Raw genomic sequence first — 13,785 nt, 5'->3', positions numbered from 1 at the left:
AAGCACTGCGGAGGTGCAAATGCCTGACCGCACCTTCCTCTCGTGGCCCTTCCTCGAAGATCGCCACCGCCAACTCGCCGAGCGTCTCGAAGCCTGGTGCCAACAAAACCTTCCCGTCGACCACCACGACGTCGACGCCGCCTGCCGCGATCTCGTGGCGATGCTTGGCCGCGACGGGTGGCTGAAGCCGACGGCGCTCGACCCGGCCAAACCCGGACCGCTCGATGTGCGCACGCTCTGCATCACGCGCGAGACACTTGCCCGCCACGATGGGCTCGCCGATTTCGCCTTCGCCATGCAGGGGCTGGGCACCGGCGCGATCTCGCTGTTCGGCACGCCGGACCAGCAGCGCTGGCTGGAGAAGACGCGGGCCGGCCAAGCGATCTCCGCCTTTGCGCTCTCCGAGCCACGCTCGGGGTCGGATGTCGCCAATATGGAAATGACCGCTGTCCGCGAAGGCGGCGACTATCTGCTCTCGGGCGAAAAGACCTGGATCTCCAATGGCGGCATCGCCGACCTCTACGTGGTGTTCGCCCGCACCGGCGAGGCGCCAGGCGCCAAGGGGATTTCCGCTTTCGTCGTGCCGGCGGAGACGAAGGGGCTCAGCGTCGCCGAGCGGCTCGAGGTCATCGCCCCTCACCCTCTGGCGCGGCTCTCCTTCGATAATGTCCGCATTCCGGCTTCCGCGCTGATCGGCAAGCCGGGCGACGGTTTCCGCCTCGCCATGTCGGTGCTCGACGTGTTCCGCTCGACGGTCGGCGCGGCGGCCCTCGGCTTCGCGCGGCGCGCGCTGGATGAGAGCGTCAAGCGGGCGAGCGAGCGAAAACTGTTCGGTGCGCCGATGGCGGAGCTGCAGATGGTGCAGGGTCACCTCGCCGACATGGCGCTGGATGTGGACGCCGCTGCGCTCCTCATCTATCGCGCCGCATGGACCAAGGACATGGGGGCCGCGCGGGTGACGCGCGAGGCCGCCATGGCCAAGCTCTTCGCCACCGACAGGGCCCAGGACGTGATCGACAAGGCGGTGCAACTGCATGGCGGCGATGGCGTCCGCAAGGGACACATTATCGAGAGCCTCTATCGCGAGATCCGGGCGTTGCGCATCTATGAGGGCGCCTCGGACGTGCAGAAGGTGGTCATCGCCAGGCAGGTGATGGGCGGGGCGTGACAACGAGTTTGAACCAGGGGGAACTGGACATGCACACGATCCTGCAGCCGGAAGGCTGGGCCAAACCGATCGGCTACGCCAATGGTGTGGCCGCGCGTGGCCGGCTCGTCTTTATCGGCGGCCAGGTCGGGTGGAATGCCGAATGCCGGTTCGAGACCGACGACTTCGTCGGCCAGGTGCGCCAGACGCTCGCCAACATCGTTGCCGTGCTCGCCGAAGCCGGCGGCGAGCCGCGGCACATCACCTCGATGACTTGGTACTTTACCGACAAGGCCGAATATGTCGGCAACCTCAAGGGCATCGGCGAGGCCTATCGCGACGTGATCGGCCGACACTTCCCGGCGATGGCGGCGATGCAAGTGGTGGCGCTGGTCGAGGACCGTGCCAAGGTTGAGATTCAGGCGACGGCTGTTATCCCCGAGTAGTTACTCGCGAAGCCCGGCCTGCCGCAGCAGCGGCAGAACATGGTCGCAGAAATAGGGCAGTTCCTGGGTGTAGTTGACGAAGGACAACGCGATGCCCTGATAACCATGCCCGGCGATGGCGACCATATCGGCGGCAATCTTTTCAGGGGTTCCGATCAAAGGATAAGTGCCGGCGCCGCCGGCAAAGCGCTGCCGATAGAGATCATAGGCGTGCGGATCGTGCGACTGGGAGAATTCCTTCTTGCCGGCCATATGGGCGTCGACGGCTTCGTGATCGGCCATCGTGACGGCGTAGCGCGTGTAATAGGCCTGCGCCTCTTCCACCGTCGGGCGGCAGACGACATGCGCAACCGTATAGACGCCGACATCGCGGCCCGCCTTGTCGGCGCGCTCACCGATGTCGGCGACATGCTTGCCGGCATCGTTCATCTCGGAAAAGGTCGTGAACAGATAGTCGCATCTGGCGGCGGCGAAATCCCGGCCCGGGCCGCCGAAAGCGGCATTCATCGTCACCGGACGCGGAACCTGAAGACTGGCCGGCCGGCTCACCGCCTGCTTGAGCCGATAATAAGCGCCTTCGTAGTCGAGAGGCTCGCTCGATGCATAAAGCCGCTCGAGGATTTCAATCCATTCCGCCGCCTGATCATAGCCCTTCTCGACCAGCGGGGTGCCGAACATGCCGAATTCCTTCGGGTTCCAGCCGCAAACGATGTTGAGCCCGGCGCGGCCCTGGCTGATGTGGTCGACCGTCGCCAGCGCCTTGGCGGCGTAGAGTGGATGCACCAGCGGCACATGCACCGTCAGGAACAGGCCGATCTGCTCGGTCACGGCCGCGAGCGCCGCCGCCCAGGTGAAGGTCTCGAAGGAGAATTCGCGGACCTTGTTGCGGCCGCCGAAACCGCGCCAGCGCGCGATCGGCAACATGAATTCGAGGCCGGCGCGATCGGCTATCTGGGCGGCCGTCAGATTATCCCGCCAGCTCGCCGTCCAGCGTTCCGGCACGTCGGTGATGGCAAGCCCGCCATCGGCATTGGTCGAGAAGACGCCGAGCTTCAGTCTGTTCGGGCCGTGCAGGGGATGGGCTTTGATCATCTCGGAAACTCGCAGCGGGACGCCACACGCTAGGCCGGCGTGAAAATATTTCAAGCCTGAAATAGCTTCGCCTCGCCGCCATTTGCGCGTATGCATTGGGCAACTCAAAAAGGGGATGGCATGAGCGAGTTCCGCCAGAAGTGCATCGGCAAGACGAACCTTATCGGGTCATTCGCCGCCATTCCCCATCCGGTCGCCGTCGAGGTCATGGCGCTGTCCGGCCTCGATTTCCTCTGCATCGACTGGGAGCACGCGCAGATCTCGCGCGACATGATCGAGGCCATGGTGCGGGCAACCGACGTGCATCGCGTGCCGGCGATGGTCCGGGTTCCCGGCCATGCGCCGGAAGCCATTCAGGCGGCGCTGGACAGCGGCGCGCAAGGCGTGCTCGTGCCGCGCGTCTCGACGGCGGAGCAGGCCGCGATGGCGGTGAAGGCCTCGCGCTATCCGCCGCAAGGCGCGCGCGGTGTCGGTCCCGGCCGGGCCGCGGGCTATGGCTATCGCATTCCCGAATATCTTGCCTCCGCCAACAACCGAACGATCGTCGCGGTCCAGGTTGAGACATCGGAGGGACTGGCCAATATCGAAGCGATCGCAGCGGTCGACGGCGTCGACGTGGTCTTCGTCGGCCCTGGCGATCTCTCGGTGTCGATCGACGCGATCGGCCCGGCAGGCGCGGACAAGCTCTCCGAGGCGATCGGAACAATCATTCGCGCGACGATCGCACATGGCAGGACTGCCGGCATATTTTGCGCCAGCCCCCAGACCGTCAGCCGATGGGCAGCCATCGGCGCGAGTTTCTTCGTGCTGGCCAGCGACACGATGTTTCTCGGTGCCGGCGCCGCGGCCAACGGCACCGCCGCCCGCGCCGAACTGGCGCAAGGGGCCGGCTAGGCGAGAGCATATCGGCAAGGTAGAGGGTCGCCAAACTTTAAGCTTAAAACTTTCGCCTTGAAAAGCGCCGTACTTTGGATAGCATCAAGATCGCGACTGTCCGGCTGGAGGGGCTTTTCCGGTCCATCGCAGTGTTCCGGGTGAGAGGGGTTCGGTCCTTGTCGTTCATACTGCCCCATTCATCGTCCAGCGCGCGCTATGCCTTCGATGGCGTGCGTGCCCAGATTCGCGATCTGCACACCGAAAACATCGCCAACCTTGCGGTTCGCGCGCGGGAACTCGGCGATGTCATCGCGCTCTGGTACGGCGAAGGCGATATGGTGACGCCAGCCTTCATCCGCGACGCGGCGAAGGCCGCCTTCGACGAAGGCCTGACCTTCTACGTTCCCAACATGCGTGGGCACGGCCCGCTGAACGAGGCGCTTTCAGAGTACCAGACGCGCATCCACGGCCGCTCGATCCCGATCGCGCGGACCACGGTGACGCCGGGCGGCATGCAGGCGCTCTATCTGGCGCTGGAACTGCTGGTCGATACCGGCACCAACGTCGTCTATGTCGCGCCGCAATGGCCCAACATCCACAACGCCATCCATCTGATCGGCGGCGAGCCGCGCCCGTTCTCGCTCGACTTCAAGGGCGACTGGCAACTCGATCTCGACCGATTGTTTGCAAGCTGCGATGCGCGCACCCGCGCGATCTTCCTGTCGACGCCGTCCAATCCGACCGGCTGGACCGCGACGCGCGAGGAGATGCAGGCGCTGCTCGACTTCAGCAGGCGCACCGGCATCTGGATCATCTCCGACGAGGTCTACGGCCGGCTCTATCTCGAGGGCGACGTCGCCCCTTCCATCCTGCAGATCGCCGAGGATGGCGACAGGGTGCTTTCGGTCAACAGTTTTTCGAAGGCTTGGGCAATGACCGGTTGGCGCATCGGCTGGCTGACGCATCCGTCAGGCGTTGCCGACCAGCTCGGCGCGATGACGCAATATGTCAACAGCGGCACCGCCGCGCCGATCCAGGCCGGCGCCGTCGCGGCGATCCGCCAGGGCGAGCCGCTGGTCGAGGAAATCAGGCAGCGGATCAGGATAGGCCTCGACCTCGCCTATGAGCGGCTGGCGCAAATCCCAGGCACCATCCTGCCGACCAAGCCGCGCGGAGGCATGTATGCGTTCTTCGCCCTGGAGGGCGAGAACGACGCGCGGCGCGCCTGCGCCCGCATTCTGGAGACGGCGCGGGTCGGGCTTGCGCCCGGTCACCTGTTCGGAAATTCGGCTGCGGCGTTCCTGCGCATGTGCGTGTGCCGCGACACCAGCCAGATAGAAACGGCGCTTCAACGCATGACCGCCGCAATGAATTGACGCCCTGCCGGAAGCGGGGCGGCAAAAAACCGTGCGGGGAAAACCCGCCCGTTCAACAACAGAGGGAACAGAAATGAGCTTTACTCGTCGCAACCTGCTTCTCATGGCCGCCGCTATCGGCATCGCCGCCGGCCCCGCCACCGCTTACGCCGCGGATGTGCTCAATGTCGGCGCTTACCCGACCAATCCGCCTTTCGAATACAAGAACGAGAGCGGCACCTTCGAGGGTTTCGAGGTCGACATCGTCAACGAGGCGGCCAAGCGCATCGGCATGACCACCGACATCGCCGATCTCGGGTTCCAGGCGCTGTTTGCCGCCACCACCTCCAAGCGCATCGACGTCGCCATCTCCTCGATCACCATCACGCAGGAGCGGCTGAAGTCGCAGTCCTTCACGCAGCCCTATTATGACTCCGACATGGGCATCGCCACCAAGGCCGACAGCCCGATCAGCACCGAGGCGGACCTCAAGGGCAAGGTCGTCGGCGTGCTTTCCGGTTCCACCGGCGAAACCTGGGTCAAGGACCATCAGCAGGCCGACGGCTTCAGCGACGTGAAGGGCTATGACACGCAGCAGAACCTGTTGCTCGACCTCAGCGCCGGCCGCGTCGATGCCGCCGTCAGCGATATCCCCGGCATGCAATATTCCTTCAAGAAGATGAAGGACCTCGTCGTCAAGCAGCGCATCAAGACCGGCGAGCAATACGGCCTGATGATGACCAAGGACCACCCGCTGCTCGGCAAGCTGAACGACGCGCTGACCGCGATGAAGAAGGACGGGACGCTGGCCGCGATCCACAAGAAGTGGTTCGACAGCGATGCTCCGGCGGACTCCTCCACGGTCAAGGAAATGCCGCTGCCCAAGGCCTGAGCGGCGACGAACACAACAGGACGTGCCGGCGCGAGAGGCCGGCACGTCCGTTTTTTTCACCCATGAGCCCTGCCATCGCCGAAGCCGGTGCGGCAAAATCGGTGTCGGTGCGCGGCTCTGGCGTCTGTCTCCTTAATTTGAGCAATTGCGGACGAAAAGCCGTTTCGCACTTTTCGTGGAATTGCTCTGGACGCAAAACGGTTCGGGAACGCTCCCATGTCGCTGATCGACACCTTCTTCAATCCCGGCGTTATTGCAGCCAGCCTGCCGGCGCTGCTGCGCGGCTTTCTCAACACGCTGCTGCTTGGGGTGATGAGCATCGTCATCGGCATCGCGGCGGGGCTGGCGATCAGCCTCGTGCGGCTCTATGCGCCGAAGCCGCTGCGGCTGCTCGCAGTCGGCTACACCGACATCTTTCGCGCTTTGCCGGTGCTGGTGGTTTTGATCCTGATCTACTACGCGCTGCCCTTCCTCGGCATACGCCTGTCGTCCTGGACGTCCGCCGTGACGGCTTTCGCCATCATCATGTCGGCTTACTCGGCCGAGGTATTTCGCTCCGGCATCGAAAGCATTCCTCGCGGCCAGTTTGAGGCGGCGCAGGCGCTTGGCCTGCCGTTCATGCTGACCCTGCGCAAGGTCGTGCTGCCGCAGGCGATCCGCGTGGTCATCCCGCCGATGACCAGCAACTGCGTCTCGATGTTCAAGGACACCTCGCTCGCCTCGACCGTGGCGCTGCCGGAGCTGCTCAAGGAAGCGACGAATGCGCAGTCGCTCTACGCCAATCCCTCGCCGCTGATCGGCGCGGCGCTTGTCTACCTCATCTTCCTCTGGCCGATGGTGCGCCTCGTCAGCCTGCTCGAGCGCCGCTTCCAGACCGAGAAGACGCGCTGAACCCCGTCCACCGATCGTCCAAGTCCCCCGCAGGAGCCTGCCCGTGAACAAGCACCAGTCCGACAATACCAACGCCGCCGCGTTCCCGGTCGAGAAGATCCGCGCAATGTTTCCGGCGCTTCAACAGGCCGGCGACTTCATCTTCCTGGACAATGCCGCCGGCGCGCAGATCCCGCAAAGCGTGCTCGACGCCGTGACCAATCATCTGGTTTCACACAATGTGCAGCGCGGCGGCCGCTATGGCCGCAGCGTCACCGTCGATCAGTCGGTCGCCGACGCACGCGAGAGTGTGGCGCTGTTGATCAATGCCTACAGTCCGTCCGAAATCTGCTTCGGCATGAACGCCACCTCGTTCATCCGCCTGGTCAGCCTCGGCATCGGCCAGATGCTCGCGAAAGATCCTGGGGGGCGCGACGAGATCGTCGTTACCGACATGGATCACGACGCCAACATCGCCACTTGGCTGGCGCTGGAATCCGCCGGCGCCAAGTTCAAATGGTGGCGCATGCGCGAGGACGGCAATCTGCATGTCGACGACCTCAAGCCGCTGGTGTCGGAGCGCACGCGCCTCGTCGCCTGCACGGTGACAGCGCATTCGATCGGCTCGATCGTCGACGTCGCCTCGGTGGCCAGGATCGCGCATGCGGCCGGCGCCGAAGTGTTCCTGGATTGCGTGCATTACGGCCCGCATGGGCTGATCGACGTGCAAGCCTGGCAGTGCGACTATCTCGTCTGCTCCGGCTACAAGAATTTCTCGCCGCATATGGGCTTCCTATGGGGGCGCTTCGACACGCTGAAGCGGCTGCCGACCTTCCGCGAGGACTTCATTCCCGACGAGCCGCCCTACAAGGTCGAGGCCGGCACCTTCATCTATGAGAACGTCTCCGGCATGGACGCGGCGGTGCGATATCTGGAATCGATCGGCCGCAACTTCCTTCCCGAAAACAACCGCTCGCGCCGCGACAACATCGTCGCCGGCATGAACGCCATCCGCGATTACGAGCTGATGCTGGCGCGCGCAATGCTGAAGGTGCTGAAGGATTGCAATGCCACGATCTACGGCGTCGCTGACGAGGCGCGCATCACCGAGCGCGTGCCGACCTTCTGCTTCAACATCGGCAAGCTGTCGCCGCAGCGGATCGTCGAGGAGATGGCCGCCATGCAGATCGGCATACGCGACGGCCACATGTATGCGCCGCGGCTGATGAAGCGGCTGAATCTGTCGATGGACAGCGGCGCCATTCGTGCCTCGCTGGTGCATTACAACACGGTGGAAGAGGTGCACCGTTTTGGGGAAGCGCTGCGGGCGATTATTGCGAAGTTGCGGTGATCCCGACCACCTCCGCGTCGTCATCCACGGGCGAAGCAAGGAGCGAAGCGACGCGCGCAGACCCTAGGATCCATTCCGTGACGTGAGAGCGCCGCTCACGGTGCAGAAATTCTACTCCGCTGCATTCTTCGGCTGAGGTACCGGCATGGATTCTAGGTCTTCGCGCCGCTTCGCGGCGCTCCGCCCTAGAATGACGAAGCAGGAGGCCTACGCCGCCTTCTTCGCCAGCCGCGCCTTGATGCTGGCAATGTCGGCGCGCGGCGTCGCGGCGAAGAGCGTCTTGGTGTAGGCGTGCTTGGGATCGGAGAAGACCTCGTCGCGCGGGCCGTATTCGACGGCTTCGCCGAAATACATGACCATCACGTCGTCGGCGATATAGCGGACCACCGAGAGGTCGTGGCTGATGAAGACATAGGTCAGCTGGAACTCGTCCTGCAGGTCGGCAAGCAGGTTCAGCACCTGCGCCTGCACGGAGAGGTCGAGCGCCGAGACCGGCTCGTCGAGCACCAGGAGGCTCGGGTTCAGCATCAGCGCCCGGGCAATGGCGATGCGCTGGCGCTGGCCGCCCGAGAACATATGCGGGTAGCGATTGTAGTGCTCGGGTCCGAGACCGACCTTCTTCAGCATCTTCATCGCCAAGTCGCGCCGCTCTTCGGCCGCCTTGTCGGTGTTGATGAGCAACGGCTCGCCCAGCACATCGCCGATCTTCTGGCGCGGATTGAGCGAGCCATAAGGGTTCTGGAACACGATCTGCACCTTGCGGCGCATCTCCTTAGTGAGCCCGTCCCTGGCGATGTCGACCTTGTTGCCGTCGATGAAGAGCTCGCCTGAGGTGGCCGGATCGATCAGCGTGATGATGCGGGCGAGCGTGGACTTGCCGCAGCCGCTCTCGCCGACGACGGCAAGCGTCTTGCCCTTCTCGACGCTGAAGGACACGCCCTTCACCGCATGGACGGTGCGCGCGCCGCGGAACAGGCCGCCGCCGACATGGTAGTCGCGCTTGATGTCCTTGCCTTCGACGACCTTGGTCATGCGCCGGCTCCTGAAGGTGCGGGCTCGAACAGCATGTCGGAGACGGTCGGCAGCCGGTCGCCGACGGCGTTCTCCGGCAGCGCCGAGAGCAGCGCGCGCGTATAGTTGCTCTTCGGCGATTCAAAGAGCGACAGCACGTCGGCCTCTTCCATCTTGCGGCCCTTGTACTGGACGATGACGCGGTCGGCGGTTTCGGCAACCACGCCCATATTGTGGGTGATCATGATCAGGCCCATGCCGTATTTGGCCTGCAGCGAGACCAGCAGGTCGAGGATCTGCTTCTGGATGGTGACGTCGAGCGCGGTGGTCGGCTCGTCGGCGATCAACAGCTTCGGATTGCAGGCGATCGCCATGGCGATCATGACGCGCTGGCACTGGCCGCCCGACATCTGGTGCGGGAAGGAATTCAGCCGCTCCTCCGGTTCCGGAATGCCGACCTGCTTGAAAAGCTCGATGGCGCGCGCCCGGCGCTCGGCCTTGTCCATGCCCACGTGGAAGCGCAGCACTTCCTCGATCTGGAAGCCGACGGTGAAGCAGGGATTGAGGCTGGCGACCGGCTCCTGGAAGATCATGGCAATGTCCTTGCCGATGATCTTGCGGCGGTCGGCCGGGTCAATCTTCAACAGATCGCGGCCGTTGAAAGCCATGCGGTCGGCGGTGACGGTCGCCGTCCATGGCAGCAGGCCCATCACCGCCAGCATCGACACCGACTTGCCGGAGCCGGATTCGCCGACGATGGCGAGCACCTCGCGCTCGTCGACATGGAGCGAGACGCCGTCGACGGCGCGGAACGGACCGGACGCGGTCTGGAATTCGACGACGAGGTTCTGGATGTCGAGCAGCGCCATCACGACCTCCTGAGCTTGGGATCGAGGGCATCGCGCAGGCCGTCGCCGACAAGGTTGATGGCAAGCACGGTGATGAGGATGGCAAGACCCGGGAAGGTCACCACCCACCAGGCGCGCAGGATGAATTCGCGCGCCGTGGCAAGCATGGTGCCCCACTCCGGCGTCGGCGGCTGGGCGCCGAGGCCAAGGAAGCCGAGGGCTGCGGCTTCCAGGATAGCATTGGAGAAGGACAGCGTGCCCTGGACGATCAAAGGCGCAAGGCAGTTGGGCAGGATGGTGGCGAGCATCAGCCGCAGATGGCCGGCGCCGGCGACCTTCGCCGCCACGACATATTCGCGGCTCTTCTCGGCCATCACGGCGGCACGCACCAGCCGGGCGAAATGCGGCTGCAGGACCAATGCGATCGCCAGCATGGCGTTGAACAGGCCCGGGCCGAGGATGGTGACAAGCACCAGGGCCAGGAGCAGTGACGGAAAGGCCAGGATCAGGTCCATGACGCGCATGATCGCAACGTCGACCCAGCCGCGGAAATAGCCGGCCAGCAGGCCGAGCGTGATGCCGCCGGTGAGCGCCAGCGTGACCACCACGGCGCCGATCAGCAGCGAGAAGCGCGCGCCGTAGAGCAGGCGCGAGAGGATGTCGCGGCCGACCGGGTCGGTGCCGAGCAGATATTGCGTCGAGCCGCCGGCCTGCCAGGCGGGGGGCCGCAGAAACGCGGTCTTGTCCTGGACGTCGGGCGCATAAGGCGCGAGCAGCGGCGCGAACAGCGCGGCGAGCACCAACAGGAGGAAGACGAACAGGCCGATGACGGCGCCGCGGTTGACGGAGAAATAGTGCCAGAAGGTCTTGAGGCCTGTGAGCCGATCCGGACTGCCGGCCGCCATCGGGGCGATTTCGGTCTGGGTCATTTATGCCGCCCTGATGCGTGGGTTGATGACGGCATAAAGCACATCGACGATGAGGTTCACCGCCATGACGATGAGCGCGATCAAAAGCAGACCCGACTGCACGACGACATAGTCGCGCTTGAAGATGGAATCGACCATCCATTTGCCGATGCCCGGCCAGGCGAAGATGGTCTCGGTGAGGATGGCGCCCGCAAGCAGCGTGCCGACCTGCAGGCCGATGGTGGTGACGACCGGGATAAGCGCGTTGCGAAGGGCATGCACGCCGATGACGCGCGCTGCCGAAAGGCCCTTGGCGCGCGCGGTGCGGACATAGTCCTCGCCCAGTACCTCGAGCATGGCCGAGCGCGTCTGGCGCGCGATCACCGCCAGCGGAATGGTGCCGAGCACGATCGCCGGCAGGACGAGATGGCTAAGCGCGGAGCGGAATGCATCCCACTTGCCATAGAGCAGGCTGTCGACGGTCATGAAGCCGGTGATCGGCTTGAAAAAGAACTGCAGGCCGATGCGGCCCGAGACCGGCGTCCAGCCGAGATAGCCCGAGAAGAAGATGATGAGCAGCAGGCCCCACCAGAAGATCGGCATGGAGTAACCGACAAGGGCCGTGCCCATCAGCGACTGGTCGAACCATGAGCCGCGCTTGACGGCGGCAAAAATGCCGGCGGGAATGCCGATCACCATGGCGAAGATCATGGCGAAGAAGGACAGTTCCAGCGTCGCCGGGAAGAGCGTCTTGAATTCCTCGAGGACCGGCCGCTTGGACGAGATGGAAACGCCGAAATCGCCGGTGGCGACCTCACCCACATAGCGCGCATACTGCTCCCAGATCGGCAGATTGTAGCCGAACTGTTGCTTGAGCTCTTCGTAGCGGGCGGGGGCGACGCCATGCTCGCCGGCCATGGCGAGGATCGGATCGCCCGGCAGCAGCCGGACAAAGGCGAAGGCACAGATGGTGATGCCGACCAAGGTCGGAATCAGGAGGGCGATTTTGTTGAGAAGGTATCGGAGCATCATCAAATGGAACGGGGCGGCGCTGGAAGTTGCGCCGCCCCGTTCGCAATATTACTCGGACTTGTCAACGCCGTCGAAACGGTGAATGCCGAGCGGGTCCATCTTGAAGCCGGTGACATTATTGCGAACGACCGCGTAAACCTGGCTGTGAGCCAGCAGGAAAGCGGGCGCTTGCTTGGCGAAGATCACCTGCGCCTGCTCATAGAGCTTGGTGCGCTCGGCCTGGTCGCTGGTCTTCTTGGCCTTCTGGATCAGGTCCTCGAAATCCTTGTCGCACCAGCTGGAGTAGTTCGAGACGCCGATGGCCGAGCAGGCGAAGAGAGTGGCGAAGAAATTGTCCGGATCGCCATTGTCGCCGGTCCAGCCGATCTGGAAGGCGCCGGGACGGTCCTTCTTCTTGCCTTCCTCGCGATACTTCGTCCACTCGTAGTTGACGATGTTCGCCTTGACGCCGACTTTGGCCCAGTCGGCCTGGATCAGCTCAGCCGCGCGCTGGAAGTTCGGATTGTAAGGACGAACGCGGTCGGCAGCCCAGAGCTGGATTTCCTTCAGGCCGGCATCGGCGAGAACCTTCTTGGCCGCTTCCGGATTGTAGGTATCGGTCTTCACGTCCTTGTTCCACGACCACATGGTCGGCGGGATGAGGTTCTCGGCGGGCGTCGCGCCGGCATCCTGGAACAGCGACTTTATCAGGGCCTCCCGGTCGATCGCCTGATTGAGCGCATGGCGCACTTCCGGCTTGTCGAGCGGCGGGATCGTGGTGTTGTAGCTCATATAGCCGATGTTCAGGCCGGCCTGATCCATCAGCGTCACGTCCTTGTTGGTCTTGATGGTGGCGATGTCGGCCGGGTTCGGATAGGGCGCGACGTCGCATTCGCCGGCGAGCACCTTCTGGATGCGGGCGGTCGCGTCAGGCGTGATGGCGAAGACGAGATCGTCGATTTTTTCCTTGCCCTTGAAGTAGTCGGGATTGGCAGCATAGCGGATGACCGAATCCAGCTGGTAGTCGACGAACTGGAACGGGCCGGTGCCGACCGGCTTGGTCGAGAAGTCGGCCATCTTGCCGTCCTTCTGGAGCTGGTCGGCATATTCCTTCGACACGATCGAGGCGAAATCCATGCCGAGATTGGCCAGCATCGGCGCGTTCGGCTCGGTCAGCGTCAGCTTGACGGTGAGGTCATCGACCTTTTCCCACTTGGCGACGTATTTCGGCATGTCCATGCCGGTGTAATAGTCCCAGGTGAGGTTCGGCAGATACTTGTCGCCGTTCCACGGATTCTGCTTGTTGAACTGGCGATCGAAGGAGAAGACGACGTCATCGGCGTTGAGGTCGCGCGTCGGCTTGAAATAGTCGGTGGTCTGGAACTTCACGCCCGGATGCAGATGGAAAGTATAGACCAGGCCATCGTCGGAGATTTCCCACTTGTCGGCCAGACCAGGCTCGATCTCGGTACCACCATGCTTGAATTCGACCAGGCGGGAATAGACGGTGCGCGAAGACGCATCGAAGTCGTTGCCGCCGGTCGTCGTACCCGGATCGAAATTGGCCGGCGACGCTTCCGAGCAATAAACGAGCGTCTTAGCACTGGCCATGCCGCTGAGGACGCTTGCAGCCAGCAACGCGGCTGCAAAAGTCATTGTCTTTTTCATTGACCACTCCCTGATGTTCTCTCAAGCCCCTCTATCAGGCTCGCGAAGGGCGCATATAAGCACCGTTTCTTCGCCTTTGGAACACCTCGTTTGCGTACCCCATGGGAAGCAGGAAAAGAATCTAGCTTTTGCTCAAATCGCAGAAAAAATGAGTAGTTTTTTCTGCTCACGACATTATTAACGACGGCATTTTTTTATTGATCGCCCACCTGTTAAAACGAGCCGACAGGCCCCGACTGCCGGAGATCTGCCCGCCGCCGGACATGCTGCGGAAGGTGTCCCGATCATCGGATTTCGACGGCAAATCTTT

At 63.5% G+C, this 13,785-nt stretch carries 13 protein-coding genes; 7 read left to right on the top strand and 6 right to left on the bottom strand.

From position 1 onward, the window contains the following. The first annotated feature begins 19 nt into the window (after positions 1-19). Both LB525_RS15000 and LB525_RS14995 read left to right on the top strand, forming a co-directional pair. Positions 20-1,168 (top strand): acyl-CoA dehydrogenase family protein, encoded by a 1,149-nt coding sequence (locus LB525_RS15000; protein ID WP_224545179.1) that lies wholly within the window; start codon positions 20-22, stop codon positions 1,166-1,168. Between the two features lie 29 nt (positions 1,169-1,197). Continuing rightward, positions 1,198-1,593, top strand: coding sequence for a RidA family protein (locus LB525_RS14995; protein WP_224545178.1), 396 nt, complete (start codon positions 1,198-1,200; stop codon positions 1,591-1,593). Here LB525_RS14995 and LB525_RS14990 read toward each other — a convergent pair whose 3' ends face one another. Next, positions 1,594-2,685, bottom strand: coding sequence for an LLM class flavin-dependent oxidoreductase (locus LB525_RS14990; protein ID WP_224545177.1), 1,092 nt, complete (start codon positions 2,683-2,685; stop codon positions 1,594-1,596). A 120-nt stretch (positions 2,686-2,805) separates the two neighbouring features. On the opposite strand from LB525_RS14990, the gene LB525_RS14985 reads away from it, so the two are divergent. The 5 genes from LB525_RS14985 (at position 2,806) to LB525_RS14965 (ending at position 8,029) form a co-directional block, all read left to right on the top strand. Beyond that, positions 2,806-3,579, top strand: a complete 774-nt coding sequence (locus LB525_RS14985) for an HpcH/HpaI aldolase family protein (RefSeq protein WP_224545176.1) — start codon at positions 2,806-2,808, stop codon at positions 3,577-3,579. Positions 3,580-3,737: 158 nt separating this feature from the next. Beyond that, on the top strand, positions 3,738-4,937 hold the full coding sequence (locus LB525_RS14980) for a pyridoxal phosphate-dependent aminotransferase (protein ID WP_224545175.1): 1,200 nt from the start codon (positions 3,738-3,740) through the stop codon (positions 4,935-4,937). Positions 4,938-5,010: 73 nt separating this feature from the next. Further along, on the top strand, positions 5,011-5,808 hold the full coding sequence (locus tag LB525_RS14975; protein WP_140543112.1) for an ABC transporter substrate-binding protein: 798 nt from the start codon (positions 5,011-5,013) through the stop codon (positions 5,806-5,808). Between the two features lie 216 nt (positions 5,809-6,024). Next, complete coding sequence (locus tag LB525_RS14970; protein ID WP_224545174.1) at positions 6,025-6,699, top strand: amino acid ABC transporter permease; 675 nt, start codon at positions 6,025-6,027, stop codon at positions 6,697-6,699. Between the two features lie 43 nt (positions 6,700-6,742). Continuing rightward, positions 6,743-8,029, top strand: a complete 1,287-nt coding sequence (locus tag LB525_RS14965; protein ID WP_224545173.1) for a cysteine desulfurase-like protein — start codon at positions 6,743-6,745, stop codon at positions 8,027-8,029. A 207-nt stretch (positions 8,030-8,236) separates the two neighbouring features. Here the strand turns inward: LB525_RS14965 and LB525_RS14960 are convergent, their stop codons facing one another. From LB525_RS14960 to LB525_RS14940, 5 genes are read right to left on the bottom strand one after another with little or no spacing between them, the layout of a single operon-like run. Then, a complete protein-coding gene (locus LB525_RS14960) occupies positions 8,237-9,061 on the bottom strand; it encodes a dipeptide ABC transporter ATP-binding protein (RefSeq protein ID WP_224545172.1) in 825 nt (274 codons plus the stop codon). After that, on the bottom strand, positions 9,058-9,909 hold the full coding sequence (locus LB525_RS14955; protein ID WP_224545171.1) for an ABC transporter ATP-binding protein: 852 nt from the start codon (positions 9,907-9,909) through the stop codon (positions 9,058-9,060). Before LB525_RS14955 ends, LB525_RS14960 begins: the two co-directional genes overlap by 4 nt. Next, positions 9,909-10,817: an ABC transporter permease subunit gene (locus LB525_RS14950; protein ID WP_095766042.1), complete on the bottom strand. Its 909-nt coding sequence runs from the start codon at positions 10,815-10,817 to the stop codon at positions 9,909-9,911. Before LB525_RS14950 ends, LB525_RS14955 begins: the two co-directional genes overlap by 1 nt. After that, complete coding sequence (locus LB525_RS14945; protein WP_140629740.1) at positions 10,818-11,825, bottom strand: ABC transporter permease subunit; 1,008 nt, start codon at positions 11,823-11,825, stop codon at positions 10,818-10,820. A gap of 51 nt (positions 11,826-11,876) precedes the next feature. After that, complete coding sequence (locus tag LB525_RS14940) at positions 11,877-13,475, bottom strand: ABC transporter substrate-binding protein (RefSeq protein ID WP_095766043.1); 1,599 nt, start codon at positions 13,473-13,475, stop codon at positions 11,877-11,879. Between the last annotated feature and the right edge of the window lie 310 nt (positions 13,476-13,785).

The sequence above is a fragment of the Mesorhizobium sp. CA16 genome, assembly GCF_020165175.1.
Lineage (GTDB): Bacteria > Pseudomonadota > Alphaproteobacteria > Rhizobiales > Rhizobiaceae > Mesorhizobium.
The sequence above is the reverse complement of the archived record's forward strand: the minus strand, read 5'-3'. Positions and strand labels throughout refer to the sequence as shown.